General features: G+C 39.4%; 24 protein-coding genes and 4 pseudogenes. 16 read left to right on the top strand and 12 right to left on the bottom strand.

Annotated features, from left to right (window positions below):
* Positions 1-20: 20 nt before the first annotated feature.
* Genes mnmC through B9T24_RS13360 form a run of 4 tightly spaced genes read right to left on the bottom strand, consistent with a single transcriptional unit; the run spans position 21 to position 3,439 of the window.
* Entirely contained in the window at positions 21-1,940 is a 1,920-nt protein-coding gene (gene mnmC / locus B9T24_RS13375) for an FAD-dependent 5-carboxymethylaminomethyl-2-thiouridine(34) oxidoreductase MnmC (protein WP_086166224.1), read from the bottom strand.
* 40 nt (positions 1,941-1,980) lie between these two features.
* On the bottom strand, positions 1,981-2,490 hold the full coding sequence (locus B9T24_RS13370) for a hypothetical protein (protein ID WP_086166223.1): 510 nt from the start codon (positions 2,488-2,490) through the stop codon (positions 1,981-1,983).
* A 4-nt stretch (positions 2,491-2,494) separates the two neighbouring features.
* Positions 2,495-2,797, bottom strand: coding sequence for a YciI family protein (locus tag B9T24_RS13365; RefSeq protein WP_074947397.1), 303 nt, complete (start codon positions 2,795-2,797; stop codon positions 2,495-2,497).
* A gap of 27 nt (positions 2,798-2,824) precedes the next feature.
* Positions 2,825-3,439: an inner membrane-spanning protein YciB gene (locus tag B9T24_RS13360; RefSeq protein ID WP_004650287.1), complete on the bottom strand. Its 615-nt coding sequence runs from the start codon at positions 3,437-3,439 to the stop codon at positions 2,825-2,827.
* 45 nt (positions 3,440-3,484) lie between these two features.
* Here B9T24_RS13360 and B9T24_RS13355 point away from each other — a divergent pair, with 45 nt between their 5' ends.
* Positions 3,485-4,336, top strand: coding sequence for a PHP domain-containing protein (locus tag B9T24_RS13355; RefSeq protein WP_086166222.1), 852 nt, complete (start codon positions 3,485-3,487; stop codon positions 4,334-4,336).
* 92 nt (positions 4,337-4,428) lie between these two features.
* Here B9T24_RS13355 and B9T24_RS13350 read toward each other — a convergent pair whose 3' ends face one another.
* A complete protein-coding gene (locus tag B9T24_RS13350) occupies positions 4,429-5,340 on the bottom strand; it encodes a bestrophin family protein (RefSeq protein WP_086166221.1) in 912 nt (303 codons plus the stop codon).
* A 71-nt stretch (positions 5,341-5,411) separates the two neighbouring features.
* A complete protein-coding gene (radC, locus tag B9T24_RS13345) occupies positions 5,412-6,107 on the bottom strand; it encodes a RadC family protein (RefSeq protein ID WP_086166220.1) in 696 nt (231 codons plus the stop codon).
* A 113-nt stretch (positions 6,108-6,220) separates the two neighbouring features.
* On the opposite strand from radC, the gene coaBC reads away from it, so the two are divergent.
* Entirely contained in the window at positions 6,221-7,486 is a 1,266-nt protein-coding gene (coaBC, locus tag B9T24_RS13340; RefSeq protein WP_086166236.1) for a bifunctional phosphopantothenoylcysteine decarboxylase/phosphopantothenate--cysteine ligase CoaBC, read from the top strand.
* Positions 7,487-7,640: 154 nt separating this feature from the next.
* Positions 7,641-8,018, top strand: a complete 378-nt coding sequence (locus B9T24_RS13335) for a cytochrome b562 (RefSeq protein ID WP_086166219.1) — start codon at positions 7,641-7,643, stop codon at positions 8,016-8,018.
* Positions 8,019-8,141: 123 nt separating this feature from the next.
* Here B9T24_RS13335 and dusA read toward each other — a convergent pair whose 3' ends face one another.
* Positions 8,142-9,173, bottom strand: coding sequence for a tRNA dihydrouridine(20/20a) synthase DusA (gene dusA, locus B9T24_RS13330; RefSeq protein WP_086166218.1), 1,032 nt, complete (start codon positions 9,171-9,173; stop codon positions 8,142-8,144).
* A gap of 133 nt (positions 9,174-9,306) precedes the next feature.
* On the opposite strand from dusA, the pseudogene B9T24_RS13325 reads away from it, so the two are divergent.
* Positions 9,307-9,738, top strand: a pseudogene (locus B9T24_RS13325) (integrase); the annotation flags it as partial.
* Between the two features lie 37 nt (positions 9,739-9,775).
* On the opposite strand, the pseudogene B9T24_RS13320 reads toward B9T24_RS13325, so the two are convergent.
* Positions 9,776-10,213 (bottom strand): annotated as a pseudogene (locus B9T24_RS13320) (IS3 family transposase); the annotation flags it as partial.
* Between the two features lie 155 nt (positions 10,214-10,368).
* Here B9T24_RS13320 and B9T24_RS13315 point away from each other — a divergent pair.
* The 4 genes and pseudogenes from B9T24_RS13315 to B9T24_RS13305 form a co-directional block, all read left to right on the top strand.
* Positions 10,369-11,169 (top strand): annotated as a pseudogene (locus B9T24_RS13315) (RHS repeat-associated core domain-containing protein); the annotation flags it as partial.
* A gap of 15 nt (positions 11,170-11,184) precedes the next feature.
* On the top strand, positions 11,185-11,739 hold the full coding sequence (locus tag B9T24_RS17375; protein WP_416224364.1) for a DUF6973 domain-containing protein: 555 nt from the start codon (positions 11,185-11,187) through the stop codon (positions 11,737-11,739).
* 14 nt (positions 11,740-11,753) lie between these two features.
* Positions 11,754-12,149, top strand: coding sequence for a hypothetical protein (locus B9T24_RS13310; protein WP_143223752.1), 396 nt, complete (start codon positions 11,754-11,756; stop codon positions 12,147-12,149).
* 1,057 nt (positions 12,150-13,206) lie between these two features.
* Positions 13,207-13,446, top strand: coding sequence for a hypothetical protein (locus B9T24_RS13305; RefSeq protein WP_086166216.1), 240 nt, complete (start codon positions 13,207-13,209; stop codon positions 13,444-13,446).
* A gap of 4 nt (positions 13,447-13,450) precedes the next feature.
* Here B9T24_RS13305 and B9T24_RS13300 read toward each other — a convergent pair whose 3' ends face one another.
* A complete protein-coding gene (locus B9T24_RS13300; protein ID WP_086166215.1) occupies positions 13,451-14,047 on the bottom strand; it encodes a DoxX family protein in 597 nt (198 codons plus the stop codon).
* Between the two features lie 162 nt (positions 14,048-14,209).
* Here B9T24_RS13300 and B9T24_RS13295 point away from each other — a divergent pair.
* The 6 genes and pseudogenes from B9T24_RS13295 to B9T24_RS13270 all read left to right on the top strand — a co-directional run.
* Positions 14,210-14,512, top strand: a pseudogene (locus tag B9T24_RS13295) (hypothetical protein); the annotation flags it as partial.
* A gap of 141 nt (positions 14,513-14,653) precedes the next feature.
* Entirely contained in the window at positions 14,654-15,496 is an 843-nt protein-coding gene (locus tag B9T24_RS13290; protein WP_086166214.1) for a DUF692 domain-containing protein, read from the top strand.
* 21 nt (positions 15,497-15,517) lie between these two features.
* Positions 15,518-16,255 (top strand): DNA-binding domain-containing protein, encoded by a 738-nt coding sequence (locus tag B9T24_RS13285; RefSeq protein ID WP_086166213.1) that lies wholly within the window; start codon positions 15,518-15,520, stop codon positions 16,253-16,255.
* A gap of 19 nt (positions 16,256-16,274) precedes the next feature.
* Positions 16,275-16,892 (top strand): RNA polymerase factor sigma-70, encoded by a 618-nt coding sequence (locus tag B9T24_RS13280; protein ID WP_086166212.1) that lies wholly within the window; start codon positions 16,275-16,277, stop codon positions 16,890-16,892.
* The gene (locus B9T24_RS13275) at positions 16,886-17,065 is read left to right on the top strand and encodes a zf-HC2 domain-containing protein (protein WP_086166211.1); all 180 of its coding nucleotides are present in this window, start codon (positions 16,886-16,888) and stop codon (positions 17,063-17,065) included. The genes B9T24_RS13280 and B9T24_RS13275 overlap by 7 nt, the downstream gene beginning before the upstream one ends.
* A 575-nt stretch (positions 17,066-17,640) precedes the next feature.
* Positions 17,641-18,285: a hypothetical protein gene (locus tag B9T24_RS13270; protein ID WP_086166210.1), complete on the top strand. Its 645-nt coding sequence runs from the start codon at positions 17,641-17,643 to the stop codon at positions 18,283-18,285.
* A gap of 58 nt (positions 18,286-18,343) precedes the next feature.
* Here the strand turns inward: B9T24_RS13270 and B9T24_RS13265 are convergent, their stop codons facing one another.
* Positions 18,344-19,534, bottom strand: a complete 1,191-nt coding sequence (locus tag B9T24_RS13265) for an MFS transporter (protein ID WP_086166209.1) — start codon at positions 19,532-19,534, stop codon at positions 18,344-18,346.
* A gap of 20 nt (positions 19,535-19,554) precedes the next feature.
* Positions 19,555-19,983: a RidA family protein gene (locus tag B9T24_RS13260; RefSeq protein ID WP_086166208.1), complete on the bottom strand. Its 429-nt coding sequence runs from the start codon at positions 19,981-19,983 to the stop codon at positions 19,555-19,557.
* A 71-nt stretch (positions 19,984-20,054) separates the two neighbouring features.
* Here B9T24_RS13260 and soxR point away from each other — a divergent pair, with 71 nt between their 5' ends.
* Entirely contained in the window at positions 20,055-20,567 is a 513-nt protein-coding gene (soxR, locus tag B9T24_RS13255; RefSeq protein ID WP_086166207.1) for a redox-sensitive transcriptional activator SoxR, read from the top strand.
* On the opposite strand, the gene B9T24_RS13250 is transcribed toward soxR, so the two are convergent.
* Complete coding sequence (locus B9T24_RS13250) at positions 20,564-21,490, bottom strand: DMT family transporter (RefSeq protein WP_086166206.1); 927 nt, start codon at positions 21,488-21,490, stop codon at positions 20,564-20,566. The genes soxR and B9T24_RS13250 overlap by 4 nt on opposite strands.
* Positions 21,491-22,465: 975 nt before the next feature.
* Here B9T24_RS13250 and B9T24_RS13240 point away from each other — a divergent pair.
* Complete coding sequence (locus B9T24_RS13240) at positions 22,466-23,593, top strand: Re/Si-specific NAD(P)(+) transhydrogenase subunit alpha (protein WP_086166205.1); 1,128 nt, start codon at positions 22,466-22,468, stop codon at positions 23,591-23,593.
* The last annotated feature ends 1 nt before the right edge of the window (position 23,594 follow it).

The following is a 23,594-nucleotide window of genomic DNA, read 5'->3' as shown; positions in this document are numbered from 1 at the left end:
TTGCTTCTGATAAAAGGTGTTTAATTGGGTTTCTGATAGTAGGGTTTTTTCGGTTTGACTTTTTTAATGAAGCGCTGTGGACTGAGTTTGTTGACCCAATATGAAGTCAGTGGGCAAGCTTCTGCTAAAACTTGAGCGACCAATACTTCGCTACACAGCGGTGCAAATAAAAAACCTTTAGAGCCTAAAGCGGTAAAGGTATAAATTTCAGCATCGGGCTGAATTTTCCCAAGCAGTGGAAAATAATCAGGACTTTGCGTGCGTACCGATGCACGACCTTGCCAAGTTTCGATTGCTGTTAAGGATTGTGCATAATTGGGGAATACACTGTGAATCAGTGCATAGTTATGCATATGATCCTCAGCTAGAACCTCATCATCCTCTCGATCTGGATAAAATGAAGCCCCTAAAATCAGATGCTGCTGGTCTAATTGCATGCAATAGCCGCCGTAGCTATAGGCTTGATCCGATTTTAACGGATAGTTGGCATTATTCAGCCAACTGACTTGTCCACGATTGGCTTTAAGTTGGGGGAGTTGTGGCGAAAGTTTTTGGCTATTCATTGCCGCACAGACGATCACATGATCAAATTTCCCTAAACATTGTTGCTTGATGTCCACGACTTGAATTTTGGCTTTTTGATTTGAATCTGATAATTTTTTTAAGTTGCTGACTTCTGCGTGCTGAAATTGAATGAAAGCATGTTCTAAAATTTGATCACGTAATTGATGAGGTGAAACCGTTCCTGCGCGTAGGAGTTTGAGGCTCGGATATGCCGTTTCAAGATCGCTGATATTTTCTTGTTCAGTGGCAAAGATGCCTTGAGGATATTGTGCTGCGAGTTCAAGTAAATCATCGTCAGCTTTGAGCGCCAGTTGGCTAACCTGAATGGGGCGAAAAGCGTTAAATTTTTCATAATGTGGAATAGCATATTGCCATGCCAAAGTGACTAAATGCTGCGCACTTTGCTTAATTCTTCCGAGTCGGGGATTGAGCAATGCCAATGGATTACCCGATGCACCCGCAAGAGGCGCTGATTGATCGTAAATCGTTACTTGATGACCACGCCTAGCAAAGGCATAGGCACACGTTAAACCCGCGATTCCCGCGCCAATGATCGCAATTTTACGTTGTTGAAAGGAGTCTGCTGCATTGAATTGGTGTTGTGCTGGAGTGGTTGCCGTGTTTAAGCCGTGATTGTCCGATTTTGCACGATTGTAAATCGCTTTTAGCATTGGAGGTTTGTGGTTAAAACCCGCTGGGCAAGAAATCGAAATACCATGCTCACTTAGACCTTGTCTTAAAATATCGGTAACACTGCAAGAGGCAAACGTTGTTCCATCATCCGATAGCCTAATAATTTGACTTAAAACATTTTTTTGCCAGATATCGGGATGCTGTGAAGATGAAAAACTATTGAGAAACCATGCATCGACGGCTTTGGTTTTGGCGATGACAGGGAAAACTTCACTTGCATCACCCAGCCATAAGTCAATTGAAAAGCGCTCTGCTGGGAAATCAAGTCGATGACAGCCCGCGATGGCTAATGGATATTGTTGAATCAGTTGTTGCGCTAAAGGTTGTAGCTCTGGCCAGACAGTTGCAGCACGAATAAAATCCGCTTTGGTCAGTGGGTGTTTTTCCACGCTTATGAGGTGTAGATGGCTATGATTATTCGGGCGAAGTTGCTGCCACATTTGCCATAAAGTTAAAGCATTTAGCCCTGTAGCAAAAGCCGTTTCACCGATACAGAAATATTCAAAATCCGCTAATTTTGTTAAACGTGTGGTGAGGTCATTGCCATTAAGAAAGACATGTTGTGCTTCGAACAAGGCATTAGCGTTAGAAAAATATGCCTGCCCAAACTGTTTGGAAACGGGCATAACAATGCCATCAACGCATAGCCAATCTAGATCAGCGGTTTGAATTGCACTCGACAAGACCTAAGCAACCTTTAAAACAAAAATAGAAAGAGAGGGTTTACCATTGTCGACGACGTTTGGTATAGACATAGCTTGCAACCAAGAAACCCAATAGCACACCTGCTGCAATGGTTGCAGCGCCGTATAAAAACATTTGTGCGCTACGTTCACTTTGTAAAACTTGGACTTGTACTGCCAAGCTATCATTTTTCAGTTGTAGCTCTTGGTTTTGTGCTAAGGCATCTAAATTGGCTTTTTCTAATTGTTGCAAACGCGTTGCTTGATCTTTAACTAAAGCCTTCACATTGGCATCTTGCAAGGCTTTATTTTTTGCAAGTTGTTCTGCTGTTAAAGGCTTCGCTTCTTGCGGTAGACCATTGGGATTCACTGTGGTAACCGCAGGCATAATACCGGGTTTATTGGCAGGTAATGTTTGTGATGATGGTGTTGCAGTCGTTGCTTGAACAGCAGGAGTAACAACAGGTGCTGGAGCTGGAGCAGGTTCAATTGCCCATGCCGTAGAACACATTAAAGATAAACCCAATAAGCTTGGGACAACAACACGCATGATTTTATCCTTGAGGGAAAGCTTTATTAAAAGGTTTCACATCAATATGACTGTACACGCCTTCTTTTAAGAAAGGCTCTTCTTGCAACCATGTATCCAGTGCTTCACGCGTTTCAAAGTCAACAATAATGGTACTGCCATAAAATCCGGCTTGTGGGTTGCTTGGATCTTTTGGCATAGCACCCGCTACAATTAAACGACCTTCATCATTTAATTTTTGTAGACGTGCAATATGTTGTGGGCGTGTAGCAAGGCGTTTTTCAACTGTACCTTCGTGATCAGTACAGCTTACGACGAATAAAGGCATATTCTTTTCTCGATCAGTTGACCTAAATTATTCTTCAGGCGACTTAAAATGTTTACGCAAGACAATAAACTGAATAATGATAAAGGAAAACATCACAATCATGTCACCAAATGCGGTGAATTCACCCCAATATTTTCCACCTGCAAATAAAAAAGCGAAGAATATATGTAAGCAAGACATCAATGCAAACATGGCTGCCCAAGCAAAGTTTAAATTTTTCCAGCCTTTTTCGGTTAAATTGAAAATGGGACCAAATAAACGTTGAATCAGCGGTTTCTTATCTTTCATGAAATAAGGGGAAAGTAAGAATGCCGCTGCGAAGACAATATTTAACAGTGCGGCTTTCAAACGAATATAAAAATCATCGCTGAGTATTAAGGTAATGCCACCAAAAACCACGGTCATAAACAACACAATCCATTGTTGTTTATCTAAACGGAATTTTTGTATAACAAACAAGGCGCCATATACCACAAGCATAGAAATAATGAGGCCAGAGGTTGCAACCAAAATATTATTATTATCTATACCGCCTGCGGAACCAATCAATTGCAGCAGGGGATGCTCAGTATCTTTGGGATCAACGGTTTTATATAAATAAAAGAAAATAATGAGTGGCACAAAGTCTAAAAGTGCTTTCATGTTAGAGTATCTAAATCTGATCAAATAAATGACATAGTATAAGTGATGCAAGGCGTAGATTTACATACACACAGTAATATTTCTGATGGAACTTTGTCTCCAGAACAACTTGTGCATGCAGCCATTGAAAAAGGTATTCATACCCTTGCGCTGACTGACCACGATACCATGGACGGCTTAAAACAGGCTGAAGCAACCGCACAGGATTTACCTTTGCGGATCATTTCTGGTGTAGAGATTTCCAGTCAATGGTCACGTCCAGCAACGCAAAAAAGTTATGGGGTGCATATTGTTGCCTTAAATATGCAGCATCCAGAACCTTTGCTGCTTTTACTGGAACAACAAAAACAAATTCGATCCATTCGTGCCAAACAAATTTGTGACCTACTGATTCCGCTGATTGGTCAGGACATTTATGCCGATGTGATTGCCAAAGTGGATGGGATTGCAGACCGTATTACCCGAACGCATATTGCTAAAACCCTAGTGGAAAAAGGCATTGTCAGCCGCCCGCAACAGGCTTTTGATAAATATATTAAGGAAGGTAAAAAAGCCTATGTAAAATTTGATGGGCTAGGTTTGGCGGAAACCATTCAGGTCATTCATGCCAGTGCAGGATATGCTGTATTGGCGCATCCCACGAAATATGACCTATCCGCTACCAATATTCGCTACTTGATTGAGATTTTTGCCCAATTTGGTGGCGATGCCGTTGAGTTGCCACCTGCAATTGAGCCAGCTTCGACCCGTCAAATGGTGGATCGTATGGTGGCTGAATATGGCTTAAAAGTTTCTGTGGGCAGCGATTTTCATGGCGATCATATGCCATGGATTCGCTTGGGCAATATTCCAAGGCTTAAAGAAGGACAAGTGGGAATTTGGGAGAGTTTTCGTTAATTTTTAATTCTCCTGAGTCCCCCTTTATGAAAGAGGAATTTGTTTCTCTCTTTAACAAAGGGGGAGCAGCATTGCTGCGCAAGGAGGTATTTTTATAAAAGATTATGATCCTGTGCCTGAATTGGCGGAGGCGTTGGTTTACCTAAAGTTCCCAGTAATTCAATTTCAATGGTTCGTACCATTGCATCTAAAGGGAGGTCATTACTTTGCGTACCAAAAGGCTCTTCAATTTCTGAACTTAAAGCATCTAAACCTAAAAAGGTATAAGCCAAAATACCGACCAGTAAAGGCGTGGCTAAACCCAAAGTTGAGCCTAAACTAAAGGGCAATATAAAACAGAAAAAATAGACGGTACGATTGAGTAATACCGAATAAGCAAAGGGCAACGGGGTAGTTGCAATTCGGTCACAACCCGTTTGTACCAAACTCAGTTCAGCCACATGATGGTTCATTTGAGTATAAATAATATCGGAAATTTCACCCTCTTTCAGTGCCTGCATTAATTCCCAGTGAATTAAACTCAAGGTGTACTGTGGGGCATTGGCTTGTTGATAAAGCTGGGTTAATGCTTGCTGACTCATGCCACTGGTTTCTACCAATGCCAGTGGATTTGCAGTTTGATGTCGCAAGCGATCACGTAATACGTTTGCAAAGACAATCACATGCTGAACGATACGTTCACGCCGTCCTTGAGTCAGTATACGGCAGTCACGGTCAAAATGCCGTGCAGTGGCGATTAGCATGCCCCAAAGTTTACGTGCTTCCCACCAGCGGTCGTAACAAGCGGTATTTTTAAAGCCCAGAAAAATAGATAAAACCACACCAATTAAGGTGAAGCCAACCAAGGGAAATTCTGGAAAATGAAAATAACCAATATAGGATAATCCACCAATCACAGCAGAAATGAGCATGACCACACCTAAAGGTGGTAAAACCTTGGGAAGAATGGTTCCACGCCAAGAAAATAACAGCCTAAATATACTCGGTTGGTCACGCACAATCATGTTATGAGGATCATCAAAATTTTTACTGATCTTCAATGTTACTCAGCTTTTTGTCAATATTGGTTACAATCTTATTCAGGCTGATGCAGTAGTTTATGTTCGGCAAATGAGAAAGTCCCTTCAGCTGAAATAATACAATGATCCATTAAGTGGATCTCTAATAAATGACTGGCATGAATAATGCGTTGGGTTAATGCAATATCGGCATTTGAGGGTTGTGCCAGACCAAAGGGATGATTATGTGCGATGACGATGCTACTGGCATGCTGGTTGATGGCATAGCGGAGTAGTTGATTAATCGAAATTTCACAGGAATTCACTGAACCATAGAACATTTTTTTAAAGCTTATTTTTCTTAAATGTGCATCTAAGCATAGTACTGCAAAGACCTCTTGGCTTTCACCGAGCAATTCAAATTTCAAAAAATCCAATAACGTTTTCGAATTACTCAATTCAATTTTTTCTTGTTTTAAATGCTGTGCGATATAACGCCGCCCCAGTTCTTTGACTGCCATCAATTGTGCATATTTAGTTGCACCAATACCGTGGAACTGGCTTAAATCCTCAAGCGTAGCATCAAAAATAGGATTTAATCCGCCATAATGTTGCAACATGATGCGTGCAAGTTGTACTGCTGAATGTTGCTTGGAACCCGAACGTAAAAAGATGGCAAGCAGTTCTGCATCAGATAGGCTGCTGGCCCCTTGTTGAATGAGACGTTCACGTGGACGTTCTTGTTCAGGCCAATTTTTAATCGATAAATTCATTGTTTTTAGACTTTTTTATTCTTAGTAAGAGTGATTAGACTGAAGTGCTGACTTGGGTCTGCCTTTATTTAATGATATTGTGAGCGCCACTGCAACAGGAAGGTAGCTTGTTTGTGAGCTTCGATTTGAGTGTAATTCCAAATAAAAATATTGTATTGGCTGTAACGGGTGGTATCGCGGCATATAAAAGTGCCATTTTAGTCCGTCGCTTAAAAGATGCAGGTTTCAATGTCCGCGTGGTGATGACACAGGGTGCACAAGCTTTTATTACCCCCTTAACCTTCCAAGCCTTATCGGGAAATCCAGTGCATACTGAATTACTCAATCCCGAAGCCGAAGCGGGCATGGGGCATATTGAGTTGGCGCGTTGGGCAGATTTATTATTGGTTGCCCCTGCCAGTTGTGACACCTTAGCCAAATTTGCCACAGGTTTAGCAGATGACTTATTAAGCACACTCTATCTTGCAACCAAGTCGCCCGTTTGGGTCGCACCTGCCATGAATCAACAAATGTGGGCAGCCAAAGCAACACAGCGTAATTTAAATACGTTGGTTGAAGATGGTGTGCATGTGATTATGCCCGATGCAGGTTCACAAGCGTGTGGTGATGTGGGTTTAGGGCGGATGCCTGAGCCTGAAGATTTAGCTTATCAGGTCACACAGTATTTCCACCGTGCGCAGCGCGCGATAGCGGAAAAATTTGGTTTGCTGGCCGGCAAGCATGTGGTGATTACTGCGGGACCAACGCGTGAAGCGATTGACCCCGTGCGTTATATTTCCAATCATAGTACGGGAAAAATGGGCTTTGCCTTAGCTGCTGCTTGTTATGCTGCGGGTGCGAAAGTCACACTTATTGCAGGCCCTGTCAGCTTAGATACCCCGAATGGTGTGCGCCGTGTTAATGTTTCATCTGCGGTACAAATGCTGGATTTGAGTATGCAGATGCTTGATGAAGGTTGCGATATTTTTATTGCAACAGCCGCTGTGGCAGATTATCGCGTGGCAGAAGTTGCTGAACATAAAATTAAAAAAGCGGGTGATGAACTGAATGTTTCACTCATCAAAAATCCAGATATTGTCGCAACCATTGCTGGGCAACAAAAACGCCCATTTATGGTGGGTTTTGCTGCTGAAACACGTCATGTCGAAGAATATGCCGCAGGTAAACTGGTGGCGAAAAAGCTTGATATGATTGCCTGCAATGATGTATCGCGTGCAGATATTGGTTTTGCTTCTGATGAAAATGCTATGACGGTATTTTTTGCCGATGCGTATCAGTTAGAAAAACGTGATTTAGAGAAAGCCTCAAAACAAGAAATTGCGCAGCAGCTGGTGGAAGCGATTCATGATGCATTGCAGCATGAAATAGAGCCCGTTTAAAAAAGTTGAGTTCATTCATTAAAATGCAACGAATTCGTTGCATTTTTTATGTTATTTACACTATGTTTAATGCTTAAAATACAAATTTTTAGCATCATTCAACAGCCACAATAATAGCCACAGTTTTTAAATGGATCTTTACAAGGATATTATCATGATCAAAAAAACCTTAGCCACCGTTGTCGTTTCTATTGCTTTGTCATTTAGTAGCTTGAGTTTTGCTGGCAAGCTTGTGCAGAATATGGATAGTTTAGCAAAAAACTTTCAAGTGTTTAACAAGACAGATAATCAGAACGATGCGCTGAAAGCACTGGATAATATGAAAGTGGCTGCTTTAGATGCAAAAAAAATCAAATTAAAAACCAGTGATGCAAAAGCACCGACCTCGGATACTTTATTTGATCAATTGGTGCTAGAAATTGATAAAACCAGAATGTTGGTTCAGGCGGGTAAACTGGATCAGGCTAAAGTAGAAGGCAAGAAAATTGCTGCGATTAAGGCACAAGGACATGCGATTTATAATCAGCAATAATTTTATGCACATTCATCGTGCCGAGAATGAATGTTAAAAATCGAGTTTAAGCATCAAAATTCAAAAAAATGCCAGCCTATTCAGAAATAGACTGGCATTGCTTATGGTGAGAGTTTTGTGTCATTAATTTGCAGCTAGATCATCCTGTTTTTCTTTTAAATAATCTTCAGTGCGTTGCATGGCTTCTTGAATATTAATTAACGCGGTTTCTACATCTTTTAAGCTTTTGGCATTACCACCACTTAAAGCCTGACGCCATTTACGCGCACCAGGTAAGTTTTGGAATAAACCTAAAATATGACGGGTGATAATTGAAAGCGGTGCACCTTGTTCCATACGTTTGGCAATATACGGCATCATTTGCGCCATAATATCAAAACGATTTGGTGCATCTAAGTTCCATAGTTGCCCAATTTCTGCCAATAGATAGGGGTTGTGATAGGCTTCGCGACCAATCATCACGCCATCAACATGTTGTAGATGTTGCTGCATTTCGGCAAAAGTTTTGACTCCACCGTTAATTTCAATGATTAAATTTGGACGATCCTGCTTTAAGCGATAGACATCTTCATAACGTAAAGGGGGGACATCGCGGTTTTCTTTTGGCGATAAACCTTGTAGTAATGCAATACGCGCATGTACGATAAAATTATCACACCCTGTTTTGGCGACAGTGTCGACAAAATGCAGCATCTCTTCATAAGATTGTAGGTCATCAATACCAATACGATGTTTGACTGTGACAGGAATATCGACTGCATTGCGCATTTCGGCAATACATTCGGCAACCAAATCAGGTTCAGCCATTAAACAGGCACCAATTTTATTGTTTTGTACGCGGTCACTTGGGCAGCCCACATTGAGATTGATTTCATCATAGCCCCAATCTTGCGCCATTTTGCTACAAGTGGCTAAGTCTTTGGGATTTGAACCGCCCAATTGCAGCACAATAGGATGTTCTTCATGGTTGTAGTCTAAATGGCGTTCTGCACCGCCAAATAAAATTGCACCCGTAGTCACCATTTCGGTATACATCATAATATTTGGATTAAACAAACGGGCAAAAAAACGATAGTCACGCGTGGTCCAATCCATCATCGGTGCAACGCTGATTCGCGGAGATTGAGTGTTTTCAATGTTTTTGTTAATAGTCATTAAAAATCATACCTTTAATCTATGTTTCGCAACCTGCGCGAATCTGTTTTAACCTGTGTTTAGGTGGGTTAATCGGTTTGCATTTACACCAAATTTTACACCATAATCAGGAGAACAGTTTGTGGTGTAAATTATGGGGTCAATTACAGCAAGGAAAGGTGCGGATGGTAAAGTTAACTATCGTGCTGCGATTCGAATCACTCGAAAGGGCTTTCCTACTTTTTCTGAAAGTAAAACATTTCACTCAAAGAAGCTGGCTGAAAACTGGGTTAAGAAACGAGAAGTCGAAATTCAAGAAAATCCTGATATTTTGCTTGGCAAAGAAAAGCTGATTGATCTGACCTTATCAGATGCCATAGATAAATATTTGGATGAAGTCGGGAGCGAGTACGGAAGGACGAAACGCTATTCTCTGCTCTTAATTAAGAAGCTGCCAATCGCGCGCAATATTATCACAAAAATAAAGTCAGTACATTTGGCTGAGCACGTTGCTTTGAGAAAGGGGGGAGTCCCTCATCTCAAACTTGAACCTATAGCGACTAATACGCAACAACATGAGCTGATGTGTGTTGAATTAGCAGGAGACTTCCACTTGGGAGATTTTAGGCAGCTAACCGATAAAAGTCCTCTGCCATTTGATTTGGTGTTTTAAAATCCAAACCCTTTTGAATTCTTCGCTGATTATAAAATAACTCAATGTACTTTGTAATATCTGCTTTAGCTTCTTCTCTGGTTTTATAGTTGCAATGATGCACTAATTCATTCTTGAGGATGCCCCAGAAACTTTCAATCGGTGCATTGTCGTAACAGTCCCCACGTTTGCTCATCGAACCTTGAAAATCACATTTCTCCAGTATCTTTCGATATTCATGACTACAATATTGACTACCTGAGAAGCACTGCTTCGCAAGTGAATGAACAATTAAGTTTTTCGTTGGTTTTTGATTACGAATCGACATAGTCAGTGCATTACATACAAGTTGTGCAGTCATACGTTCATTTAAGCTATAGCCAACCACTTGCTTTGTGTAAAGGTCTTTCCGATACATTACTTTGATTGGCTTCAATCAATTTTATTGCTTCAGCTTTAAATTCTGCAGTGTAAGTATTCAATTTCTTGCTCATGGTAAACTCCTAATGAGTGTCTTTAGTTTACCAAGTTAAAACCTCCTGTTTTTTCAGCACACATCAAACCAGCGAAAGTCGAACTACAGGGACAACTGAGACTTACAATATTGGCTATACCTATGACAAAAATGGTAATCGTACAGGTTTAGCTGCAACGGGGCAGCATATGCAACCTGCGGCAAGTGTGAGTTACACGTATACAGGCAACAAACTAGCCAGCTTTAGCAAAGCAGGAGTGGCACAAAGTTTTAGTCATACAGGCAATGGCGAGTTGAACTATGGAACAACCCCCACCTATGACAATGGAGCAAGACGCAAAGTCGATCGTCTAAGTTCAACGAACTACTATTATTCGAACTACAATCATAAAAATGAACGAAGTTTTAGAGACAATGTCTTGAATAGTGCTGTCGCTACGATGACTCAATATGTCTATGATGAATCGAGTCATTTGATCAGTGAATATGACAAAAATGGTGTGCTTGTTGAATATGTCTGGTTAGGTGATAAACCAATTGCTGCAATTTATGGTAGTGGTGCAGCAACCAAGATTTATTACATTGTTACAGATGCACAAAACACGCCGAGACGCTTAATTGATAGTAGTAATCATGCGATTGTGTGGGCGTGGGACTCAACAGCATTTGGTTTAGGCAATCCAACAGGAACAGTGACCTTTAACTTACGTTTCCCTGGTCAGTATTATGATGCAGGTACAGATCAGTTTTATAACCACAACCGTTATTACAACCCTGAACTGGGCAGATACATGGAGCCTGATCCTATTGGACTTGAAGGTGGCTTGAATCCGTATGCTTATGCAGGTAGTAATCCTGTGATGAATGTGGATCCGAGAGGGTTGATTTACGGCTTCAACGATGTCATGAATTATTCAATTAATAATACATTAGCTTTTAACTCTATTGATATGAGCCATCTGAATGGTTGGCAGATGTCTTTTGAAAGTGCTGCGTCAAACTTTATTAGCAATAGTTCTTTTACTTTTGGTAATAAACCAGTTGGTGCCTTAGCCTATGAAAATTATCAGGTAGGGAGTTTCAGAGAGAATATGGCTCATATAGGGAATGTTGGGCCATTGGATGCTATTAAAGCTAAGAATATTGCAAAAGAATCATTAAGTAATGCACAAAATTCTGGGCTTTCGGGTGTCCATAATGGTGCTGCTGATGCTTATAGGCATTGTCAATGGTCGTGTGAAATGGGGAAGCAACTTGGTGTTGATCAGGCGAGTAAAATAGGTGGCACACATGAGTCTTATAGTAAAGGGCCTGTAAATGAAATTTATATGGATACTTACAATAACGCTCTAGGTCGTCAAATGAGCCTTCGACCAGAAGGTTGTAAGGTTAATTGTATGAAACTTGTTGAAAAAGGTGTTTTATTCCAGTTAGAAATAGCTAAGCCTAAGAAGCGTTAGAGGGAGTTGTGATAATGATTTTATATAGATATCAGAGTATGAAGGCTCCATTCTTTGCAGTGCTAAAAGCCTTTTGCGTTCTTATAGTAATAATGGGACTTATAAGTTGTTCGCAATTTAATAAGATCGACTTAGTCATTACCAATCAATCTAAGGATGATATTTCTAGTATTGTTGTTAAAACTGGAACAGACCATAAGATGTTTGGGGTTCTCAAAAAAGGAGAAAAGCTAACCGTTGCAATTGTCCCTAAACAAGCTTCAAGCTTAGTGATAGAGGTACATACAACAAAGAAGATCGTTACTACAAAAGTAGATGTATATTGGGAGGTAGGGTATAAAGGAGAGGTAAATATCAAAATAAATGATGCTTTACAAGCTGAGATAGTTTCTCAAAATATTAAAATATAGCCCTCTATATTTTAGATAAGCTAAAAGAAGATGATACTTGGAATTGGATTGTTGAAGATAAACTAGGTGTCTCTCCGATTCTGAAAAAAGTTTATCTAAAAGAAAAGTAAAAGTAGTAAAATTTTAATATTTAATTTCGTTGAGCCAAATATGTTCTCATTCCACCGTTATGTGGCGGAACACCAACTGGTTAATCTTTGATGGCTTGTAAAAACTTAGCCAATTATTCATTCGTGAGTAATTGGCTTTTTATTTTGTTCAAGTAAAAGAATAATATGAATGCTTCATTCAGTAGAAATTATTCAGCAGAATAACTTGTACATATGCTTTATACAGTTGATGATCCGAGTCTTTTGCTATTAGTTAATGCTTTCAAAAATCTGCTACAATTGCGTCAATTTTAAGTTATTACTTCACTGGCTTGATACGCATTTATAAATGTGTACAAAACTGTGTACATATTGAAGATTCCCCCTTATGTTTAAAGATCAACTGTCTAGAGAAGTCAAGGCTCGTAGAACCTTTGCTATTATTTCCCACCCAAATTTTCTTTATTAAGCGCTGTACCAAGTTTTTTGTAATAAATAGTTTTTACACCATTTTTACACCTCAATATTTTTATATTTTATTAAGTTATTGTAATTTAATTACTATTTTTTTAATGTCGTCCAATCCATCATCGGTGCAACACTGATGCGAGGTTCTTTCATTTTTTCAACGGGGTTGTTAATATTCATATTAAAAATCATACCTTTACAGGGTTGCATATTTTGACTGGTTTCGATTTTTTACGCTTCATTTCGCACCATAGTCTTTAAAATTTACACTATTATCGATTCCGATAAAGAATAAGACCATAAATTATGGGGCAACTTCACAATGCAAATGAGCAGATGGAACAATACATTTTCGAGCCGAAATTAGAATAAATCGGAACGGGGTTATCAACATCAAAGAAAGTAAAACGTTTAGTTCAATGTGACATGTTCAAAAATGGCTTGCAAATCATGAGGATGAAATCGAGGAAAATTCAGATATTCTATTAGGCAGCGCAGATGTGATCAATATCACTTTAGCAAAGGCCATTGATGAATATATCGATGCATTAGGCGATCATTTTGGATATAGCAAAATAAGCGGGCTTTGCTTCATTCAAGAATTTTCAATAGCGCAGGATTTTATCACAAAAATAACATCAGCAGATATTACCAAACACGCCCAGTTGAGTAACCAGAAAGATAAAGAACGAGCTGGATTTCCTTTAAAGGGTTACTCATTGGGGTTGGGGTATTTTTAGCATTTTATTTTCGAGTGAACCAGTAATCTAGGCTTACATAGCGTCCGCCACCTAATACAATGAGTGCCAAGAGCATCACGGAATAAGTCACGGCAAATTCGACGCCATTATTTAAAATGACCAATGAGCCACTCGATGTAAGCCAATCATAATTTCCATATGTTTCTAAAATTTCACGTGCTTTTTCTAATTTTTCAGCAGAAGCCAGTACTTGTGCATTCGCAAATGGGGCATTAGGATCGGCAATGGCTTGCCAGCCATGAGGCAAATGAACGGTAAAAATGGCAACGAACATAGTGATAATCAGTGGAATACTGATTAAGCGAGTGAATAAACCCAATGCTAGTAAAACTGCGCCACTCAGCTCTGCCGATGTTGCTAATGCAGCCATTATGCTTGGAAAAGGTAATCCTAAGCCCCAGTCGCTGTTTCCAAACCAGTCAATCGTGTCTTGAAAATTCATCAACTTATTTGTTCCCGCCATCCAAAAAACAGGCACTAAATAAAGCCTTAAACCAAGTGCTGCAAGTCCATCAAAGTGTTTTAAGATAATGCCTAAATTTTTATAACGTTGTAACAAAGCAGCAATCAAGTTCTTCATGATAATTTCACACCGAATAGTATTTAATAGATATTAGTCGAATGAAAATTTGATTTATTACAAGAAAAAAAAGTTTATTTAACTGTAATAAATTGAATGGTTGTTCGTCTAATAATACGTACCCAAGTACAAATCTAAAAATTGATCAAAAGGAAATGAAAAATGAATAAGTTAAACTCAATGACATCTATAGCAGCATTATTGGCACTTTCAGTTGTTGGCGTAACAACACATGTTTCGGCAGCAGTTACAACGACTGAAACACATGCCAGCAAAGCGGCTGATGGTAAATGTGGTGAAGCGAAATGTGGTGCTAACAAGAGAGCGGCTGATGCCAAAAAAGCAGCCGACGCTAAATGTGGAGCAAATAAAAAAGCAGCTGATGCTAAATGCGGAGCAAACAAGAAAGCAGCCGATGCTAAATGTGGAGCAAATAAGAAAGCGGCTGATGCTAAATGTGGTGCAAGCAAAAAAGCGGCTGATGCTAAATGTGGCGCAAGCAAAAATGCAGCAGATGGTAAACCTGCTACTCATTAAACCATTGAAATATAGATGATGTCGGTTTTTTTAAAAATCCGACATCATTTTTTGAGTAAGGAAAACAGCATGGTTTCTTTTTCTGGCGTTGGTTTAGGCTTAAGGCGTGATTTTATTGAAACGTTTTTAAATGCTGAAACACATCCTGATTTTATCGAAGTTGCCCCTGAAAACTGGATGAACTTAGGGGGGAGACATGCAAAGTTGTTGGCGCAGTGTGTAGAGAAATCACCTTTGCTTTGTCATGGGCTTTCTCTATCTATTGGGGGGCCTCATCCGCTTAATATTGAATTTGTACAGCAAATTAAAGACTTCCTTAGTAAATATCAGGTTTTGACCTATTCAGAACACTTAAGTTATACCCATGATGGGGGGTACTTATACGATTTATTGCCTATTCCAATGACCGAGGCAGCAGTGAAATATGTGGCTGAACGTATTTTACGGGTGCAAGATATTCTTGGGCAGCGCTTAGTCATTGAAAATGTTTCCACTTATCTCATGCCTAATGCGGAAATGAGCGAAGCAGACTTTATGTGTGCCGTGATTGCACAGGCAGATTGTGAACTGTTATTAGATGTAAATAATGTCTATGTGAATAGTATAAATCATGGCAGTAACGGCTATGCTTTTATTGATGCAATGCCGAAAGAACGGATTCGTTATTTACATATTGCAGGACATGAACAGTTGAGTGAAGACTTATTGATTGATACCCATGGCGCTGCTGTTGGTGATTCAGTTTGGAAATTATTGCACTACACTTATCAAGTTTGTGGGGTAAAGCCGACTTTATTAGAACGTGATTTTAATATTCCAACATGGTCAGAATTACAAGATGAACTTGGCACCATTAAGCGCTTACAAAAACAACATCTTGATGTAAAAGTAACACCGCCTATTTTTACTTAAATAGGTGAATAAGGATGGAATATGAATACAGACACGATATCTTTCCAGCAGGCTCAACAACAATTTTGTACTTGGATTCGTGAGCCACAAAATCAAGTGCCACAAACACTTTCACTTGAGCGTATGCAGGTGTATCGAGATTTGTTATTGAATAATGTTTGTTCTTTTATTGATTTGGTTTATCCCGTTGCTCGCTCAATGCTGCCTGAACAGCAATGGCAAACATTGCTAGAAGAATTTTTTCAAAAATCCAAGTGTCAGTCACCATTTTATAATGATATTTCACTGCAATTTAGGGAATATTTAACCGATCATCAGCATCCAATTTTGCATCAATATCCTTGGTTGGCAGAGCTATTACAGTTTGAATGGCTGGAATTGTATTTAGATACTTTAGAGATAGAAGATAAAATCTATACGCAAACCGATCTTTGGCAATTGCGAACTCACGTATGGGTATTGGTCTATCAATATCCAGTTTATCATTGGACAATCAATACAACACTTGCCCAAATTGAACACGTTCCAAGTGCGATCATGGTTTGGCGAAATGAAGATGATCAGGTTTGTGTTGAACAGCTATCGCCCTTATTGGCACTGTTAATTGAACAACTGAATCAAAAAGCAATGCTTGAGTTAGAGCTGAATAACTTGATACAGTCAGCTGTAGCTAATTTATCAGCAGTAGAGATTCAAACACAAATAAAAAATTTATCTAACTTTCTAATAAAACTAAAGTTATTATATATTCCAAAATAAAAAAATCTGAGGAAAAGGGATGGCTCAAGCTTCAGTCGATCATGATACCGTGTTAGGGCAGCTACAAAATCCAGTATTTTTAACGGATTTAAGACAACAAATGTTGAAATTTGCGATCTTACAGCTTTCTTCATTTCAACAAGCTGAAGATGTCGTACAAGAAGCATTGGTCAGTGCTTTGCAGCATACCGATTCCTTTTCTGGTCGCTCTGCTTTTAAAACATGGGTCTTTGCGATTTTAAAAAATAAGATAGTTGATTTGATTAGAAAAAAGTCTCGTATGGTGACCATGAGCGAATTGTTTCATGATGACGAAAGTGAATTAAGCATAGACGCATTATTTGATTCTTCAGGGCATTGGCATAAATATGAAGCACCACAAGCATGGCAAAATCCTGAGGACATGATGGAGCAGCAAGATTTCTGGATTATTTTTGATGCTTGTTTGAATCACTTACCCGCCAAATATGCACAGGTTTTTATGTTACGAGAAGTGATTGAATTAAGTTCAGATGAAATTTGTCAAAAACTGGAACTCAGTGTTTCTCATTTAAATGTGCTGATGTATCGCAGTCGGGTAAAGCTCAGAGAATGTTTGGAAAATAAATGGTTACTTAAGGAGGATTGCTCATGTTGACCTGTCGACAAGCAACGCAATTACTTTCTGAAAAACAAGATCGGCAACTGGTCTTGAAAGAGCAGAGTAGCTTACAACTGCATATCTTGATCTGTCGTCCATGTCGTCGTTTTGGGCAGCAAATGAAAACCTTGAGTCAGCTTTCGAAGGGTTTTAGAAAGTATGATAATTAGCTGAGCAACGATTTGGTTTGATCACGCCCTTTTATTTGAACTAAAAAGGGGCGATAAAATCGGTGATTATTGAATAAATGCATATAAACTTTACAAATCGCGGCTAAAAAACTGATTAAATTAAATGATGGATATTGGTTATGGGCAGAGGAGTCGACTATTTTCAGCAATACCATCCAACCTTAAAGAGATGTGCACGTTTAAAAATATAAATAAACTAGAGGGTTATGCTTAATATTGCATATATTCTGGACGTTATGCGTGTCTCTTTTAGGTCTAGTTTTTTAAATTGTATAAAATATTCCAATAAAAAAGCGACTGGTCTTATCTAGCGTAGCGCGACAGAAATGTGGGGCTATCAGGAGTGGACATAAGTAGAAACCTAAAACAATCAAAAACTGAAGCGCGACTTATTACATGCTGTATTTAAAAACAATAACATCGGACTAAAAAACAGCAAGTCTGAAGCATAAGATGAGATAATAAATTATACCCATAATTTATTTATGGGTATTTGTGAAATCATCAGACATTCAGTGTGGTAATAAGCAATAAAAAAAGTAGGAGGAAGCAAAATGATGCTTTTGGAAGAGATCTTTAAAAGTAAAAAAGCAGAACATTCAGATGCATTTAATTTAAGAATTCATCGCGGCTTAAGTTGGTTAAAAAAGTCAACCGAATTGGATCAGGATCTTGATCTTAAATTTATCAGCCTTTGGGTGTCTTTTAATGCACTGTATGCACAAGATGTCGCAATCATGCAGGATAAACAATCGTTAAGACAGTTTTTATCTTTAATCTGCCAAAAGGATCAGGAGCAGAAAGTTTATAAAATTCTTTGGCAAAAATTTAATCATCTAATTGTTTTATTATTGGAAAACCCATATGTCTACCAAGGGTTTTGGGACTATCAAAATCAAAAAATAAGTCAAATTTCTTGGAAAGCAAGTTTTGATCAGGAAAAAAAACAGGCCCATCGTGCTTTACAGGCGAAAGACTCAGCCCATATTTTGTGGATGGTTTTTAATCGACTTTATACCTTGCATAATCAAATGATTTTGGGGGGAACAACATACAATAGCGCTGTCAATCGTAAACAACTGCAAGATGCCTGTACTATTTTAGCTGCATTGTTGCCGATTTTTATCTATGTATTTTTGGAAAACGCACAGAGTCTTGATTTGGTGCAACCTTTTTATCCGATGGTACAAGTCTCATAACGAAAACCAAAATCATAACTAAAATTAAAAAAAGCCTCTAAAAAGAGGCTTCATATGCTTAAATTAGGCGTGCTTTATTATGATAAAGCTGATCAAGTAAAGCAAACAGCGCTGAACAAGTAACTAAACACAGTCCTGCCAGACAAGTCATGCTCCATCCGCCATGATGCCATGAATAAACGCCAAGTGCAGAGCCGCAAGCTCCGCCAATAAAGTAGGCGGTCATATAGATAGAATTAATTCGTGATTTTGCGTCTGGACGTAAACGAAAAATAATATTTTGATTACTGGTATGCACAATCGTCAAGCCAAAACTGATCACCCCATAGCCAATGATATAGCTGAATAAATATTGCCCACCCCAGTAGAAAAAGAACCAACTGAGCGCCAGAACGAAAAGACCAATCCAAGTCAGTGATTGGGTATGACCTTGATCGGCAATTTTGCCAATTTTCGCTGTGGACAATGCACCAAAGACACCAATCAGCGTCACAACACCGACCAAGACATCCGATAAGTTAAAGGGAGAGGAGGTGAGTAAAACTGCGATGGTTGAAAATAGAATACTCATTGCTGCAAAAGCAAAACCACCGACTAAAGCACGCAAGCCTAGACGTGGCTCTTCTTTTAAAAGCACCGCCATTGATTTAAAAATGTCGGCATAGCTCATTTTGAATACTGCAATATGTGGAAGTTTGGCTTTGAGTAAAAAAGCTAAAATCAGCATCAATACCGCGCTGACTACATAAATGAGTTTCCAGTTGAACAGATTGGACAGTAAACCTGCAAGACTGGTGGACAGCAGTAAGCCGACTAAAAGGCCACTCATTAAGAAGCCCAGTACTTCCCCTGTTTTTTCGGGTTTGACCGCCATGGCTGCTAAAGGAATCAAGACCTGTGCTGCGACTGAAAACAATCCTACAATTACTGTTCCTAGCCAAAGCATGGGTAAATTGACAGCAAAAGCACACATAAATAGTCCAATTGCAGCCAAAAACATTAACAGAGGAATAAATTTGGTTTTATTGACAATGTCACCGACAGGCACAATAAAGAGCAGACCTAAGGCATAAGACACTTGTGCAAAGGTAACGGTTAACGCCACTTGAGATTCAGGAACATTAAAATATTGTTGTATCGAATGGATTAAAGGCTGGCAATAATAATTTGCCCCTGCACATAAACCGCAGGCAACAGCCATCAACCAGAGCAAAGATTTATCTTGGCTGATGTCGAGAGAGGTGTTCATAAAAGTCCCTTGCTTTTGTTTTACTGACAATAAGCGGTTGCTTCAATTTCAATAAGCATACCGGCTAGTGCAAGACACGGGACAGGAATTAGCGTACACGCAGGGAAAGGCTGATCTTTCCAAAGTTTTTGCATTTCCTGAATTAAAAACTGATGTTTCTGGGGATTGTGATCAACCACTAAAATTCTTAAAACAGCAGTATCTTGCAGTGTTGCCTGTACATGAGTTAAAGCCAGTTCAATATTTTGAAAGGCTTGTCTGACTTGTACCGCAAAATCTGTAGATAAAAGTCCTCGTTGGTTTTCACCACCTTGTCCTGAAATGTGAAGGATACGTTGAAACTGTGTCACTTCGGCAATGTGACTATACGCAAAAGCTAGTGGGTTATAAAGTGTCTTTGGGTTAAGGAGTACAAAAGCTTTGGATGGCTGTTCAATACTTGAATTCATGCACGATCGTCCAGAAATGAGCGGTTAATTTTGCTAGTATCAAAGCTGAAGTTAACTTGAGGTCAAGCCTTGTGACTGAAAAAGATGCACATCAATGGATAACGATAGGTGAGCTGGCACAGCGCAGTGGTGTAAGTGTCCCCGCGATTCGTTTTTATGAAGAAAAAGAATTGATTTGGAGCATTCGTACCGAAGGCAAGCAACGTCGTTATCAACGTGCCATGCTGCGCCGTGTGGCCATTATTAAAGTCGCACAGCAAGTCGGTATGCGCTTGCAGCAAGTTAAAGAAGCTTTTTCGGTATTGCCAAAAAATAAGGTGGCCAGCAAGGCCGATTGGCAAAAAATGTCGCAACAATGGCAAGCCAGTTTAGATGTGCAGATTGTCAGTTTGTTGCAACTCCGGCAACAACTCGATTGGTGTATAGGCTGTGGCTGTTTGTCTTTACAACAATGTCCATTGCGTAATCCAAACGATCAAATGGCAGATCAATCTGCGGGCGCTCATTTTCAGCAGATATTATTGCAACTTGAAGAAAAGCCACAATATTTCACCATTCAGCAGCCGTGTGTAGACGATGATTAGTGCGCCAGTTTCTTTTTCGATAGCGTAATCATCATGACCCCAACAATATTGAGCAAGCAACCAAACCATTGGATGGCATTCATGTGTTCACCCAATAAAGCCACTGCCAGAATAATGGTTAACACGGGGCCAATTGAACCAATCATTGCCGATTGCGCTGCACCTAAGCGTGAAATACTTTGGGCAATCAAAATGGTGGGAAGTACCGTGACCAGTAAACCTAATGCAATGCCATAACCAATCACCCCGATGGGCAATTGCGTGAGTAATGCTATTGGCTTGGGAATGGCAATAAAGTAATGGGTGAGTGTGCCCAAACAAGCAATACTTAAGGCTAACCCAGTGTAATTCCATGAGCCAAATTTATGAATTAGACGCGGGGTTAATAATAAATAGCTTGCAAAGCTGATGGCGCTGGCAAAGACTAAACTGACACCCAACCAAAAATTGCCTTCATGCGCTACGCTACTTTGTTCCTGCAACATCACAATAACCGTACCACCATAACTCAGTGCAATTGCAATTCCACTTTTTAGGCTGAGTTTCTGTTTATAAATGACGCTAGAGACAAGTACGGTAAGGGTTGGATATAAAAATAAAATAATCCGCTCTAGTGATGCGCTGATATACATTAAGCCTGCAAAGTCTAACCAGCTAGACAAGTAATAACCAATCAGGCCTGCCAAAATTAGTAGCATCCAGTCTTTAGGCGCGATATTTTGATTGTGCTGCCGATTGAACCAACAGAGCAGTAAAAAAAAGGGCAGTGCACTAAGCATTCTGAGCGCCATAAGGACTGTGCCATCGACCAGTGGCGATAGTGCGTAGGCCTGTTTAATAATAATGGCCTTGGTACTAAATAAAAAAGCAGCACCAATTGCGCATAAAGACCCTACTTGTGTTGCTGTCAAAAAACCTTTCATTTTACCTACTTGGCGAAGTGTTATTGCGCTCTGTAATGCAGTGTAGAAATGTGAATGATAAAGTTTTTATCAGCAGAATTGAAATGCAAAAAGATGATGACTACGATTCCAGTTTGGAATGAGTCCTCAAATTTTTGCATTTTATTTTAATTCAGTCGTGATAAAACTTAGTTGAAATGAGTTGAATCACGATTTTATTTAAAATATTAAAAAAATTTAGCCCCTAACCAAGGCGAAAATGCAAAAAAATGACGTTTTTGCTTAGGCGTAATCAGGATATTGATAAAAATAGTTAAAATTTGCTCTAAAGTGGTGCAAAAAATACTCAAATAGATAAAATAAAGGCTAAATCATCACCTACCGAAATGGCAATTAAAAAAAATGTAATTATTTTTTGATCCAATTAGACTTATGGTGAATAGATGCTGTTATTAAAAATAACCATAGAAATGGAGAAAAATAGAAATAGCGGAATGTTTGCTTGGTCGCTTATTTTTTTTAAATCAACTGGAAAAAAACAGTTGGGTTTTTAGCTGGCGGATTTTCTTTATTGTGTCACTTTAGTCAATCTCATAAAAAGTAGAAGCTAAATGTGCCATTTTAGTGCTCAACAAGAACATCTTTATGTAAGAACTCGCTTGGCAATAAAACTGCTGATTGTCAGAATGATCAATGTTTATTTTTAAATCAATTTCAAGCAATAATGACAAGCACTTAAATATAAAGATTAAGAAAGTACTGCAATGGCAATTAAGCTGATAAAAGTAATTTTAATGAAAGCGAAAAAAATAAATGCGCTATCGCATGATAATTTTTGTGAATCACCAGTTCAATATATGGGTATTTATTAAATAAATATTGGGTGGTAATTTAAAACAGTTCAATTAGAATCCAAAAATTCAACAAAAATGCATCTAGGGGGAAACATTGCGAATAGCGATGTTTACTTAAGAAAAACTAGCTTGAGGAAGGCTCATGCAGATCGGAATCCCAACCGAAACTGTTCTCGGTGAAAATCGTGTGGCAGCAACGCCAGAAACAGTAAAGAAGTTGATCAGTGCTGGTCATACAGTCGTCATTGAACGTAGAGCAGGCGTGAAAGCCGCTTATATTGACAGTGCATATGAACAGGTCGGTGCTAAAATTACAGATGATGCCTATACCGGCAGCCAAATTGTTTTGAAAGTTCGTGCCCCTAAAGGCGATGAAATTCAAAAGCTTGCAGCGAATACTGCTGTAATCGCAATGTTTGATCCGTATCGTAATACTGAACTTGACCAATTTGCATCTGCACAGGTGTCTGCATTTGCTTTAGAGCTTTTACCCCGTACGCTTTCTCGCGCACAAAACATGGATGTCCTGTCTTCTCAAGCCAACTTAGCTGGTTATAAATCTGTGCTTTTGGCTGCGGCAGAATATCAACGTATGTTCCCGATGCTTATGACCGCTGCTGGAACGGTAAAACCAGCTCGTGTGGTGATTATGGGTGTGGGTGTTGCAGGCTTGCAAGCCATTGCAACGGCAAAGCGTTTAGGTGCAGTGGTTGAAGCAACGGATTTACGTCCAACAGCTCGCGATCAAGTGGAATCTTTAGGCGGTAAGTGGTTAGACGTACCGATGTCTGAAGAAGAAAAGCAAAAAGCTGCCGATGCTGCAAAAAATGGTTATGGCTGGATGCCTGGTGAGCAATACATCAAAGACCAAGCCGCAATTGTCGACAAAGCTGTTTCCAATGCAGATATCGTGATTACCACAGCACTTTTGCCAGGTCGTGATGCACCCCGTTTAATTCGTGCTGAAACGGTTGCCAAAATGAAACCGGGTTCAATCATCCTTGATATGGCAGTTGAATCAGGCGGTAATGTTGAAGGCTCAAAATGCGGTGAAAATGTGGTGACCGATAATGGCGTGACTATTTTAGGTATTCCAAATATTCCAGCAACTGTTGCGACAGAAGCTTCGGCACTGTATGCACGTAATGTCTTTAATTTCTTAGAAACACTTTTTGATGCTGATAAAAACTTTGTTTTAAATCAGGAAGAAGAAATTCAGAAAGCCCTACTCGTCACTCATGGCGGCCAAGTGCTGTTAAAGCGTGGTTAAG

The sequence above is a fragment of the Acinetobacter sp. ANC 4654 genome (assembly GCF_002135425.1).
Taxonomy (GTDB): Bacteria; Pseudomonadota; Gammaproteobacteria; order Pseudomonadales; family Moraxellaceae; genus Acinetobacter; species Acinetobacter kyonggiensis.
Note: the sequence above shows the minus strand (reverse complement) of the source record. Positions and strands in the feature narration are given on the sequence as shown.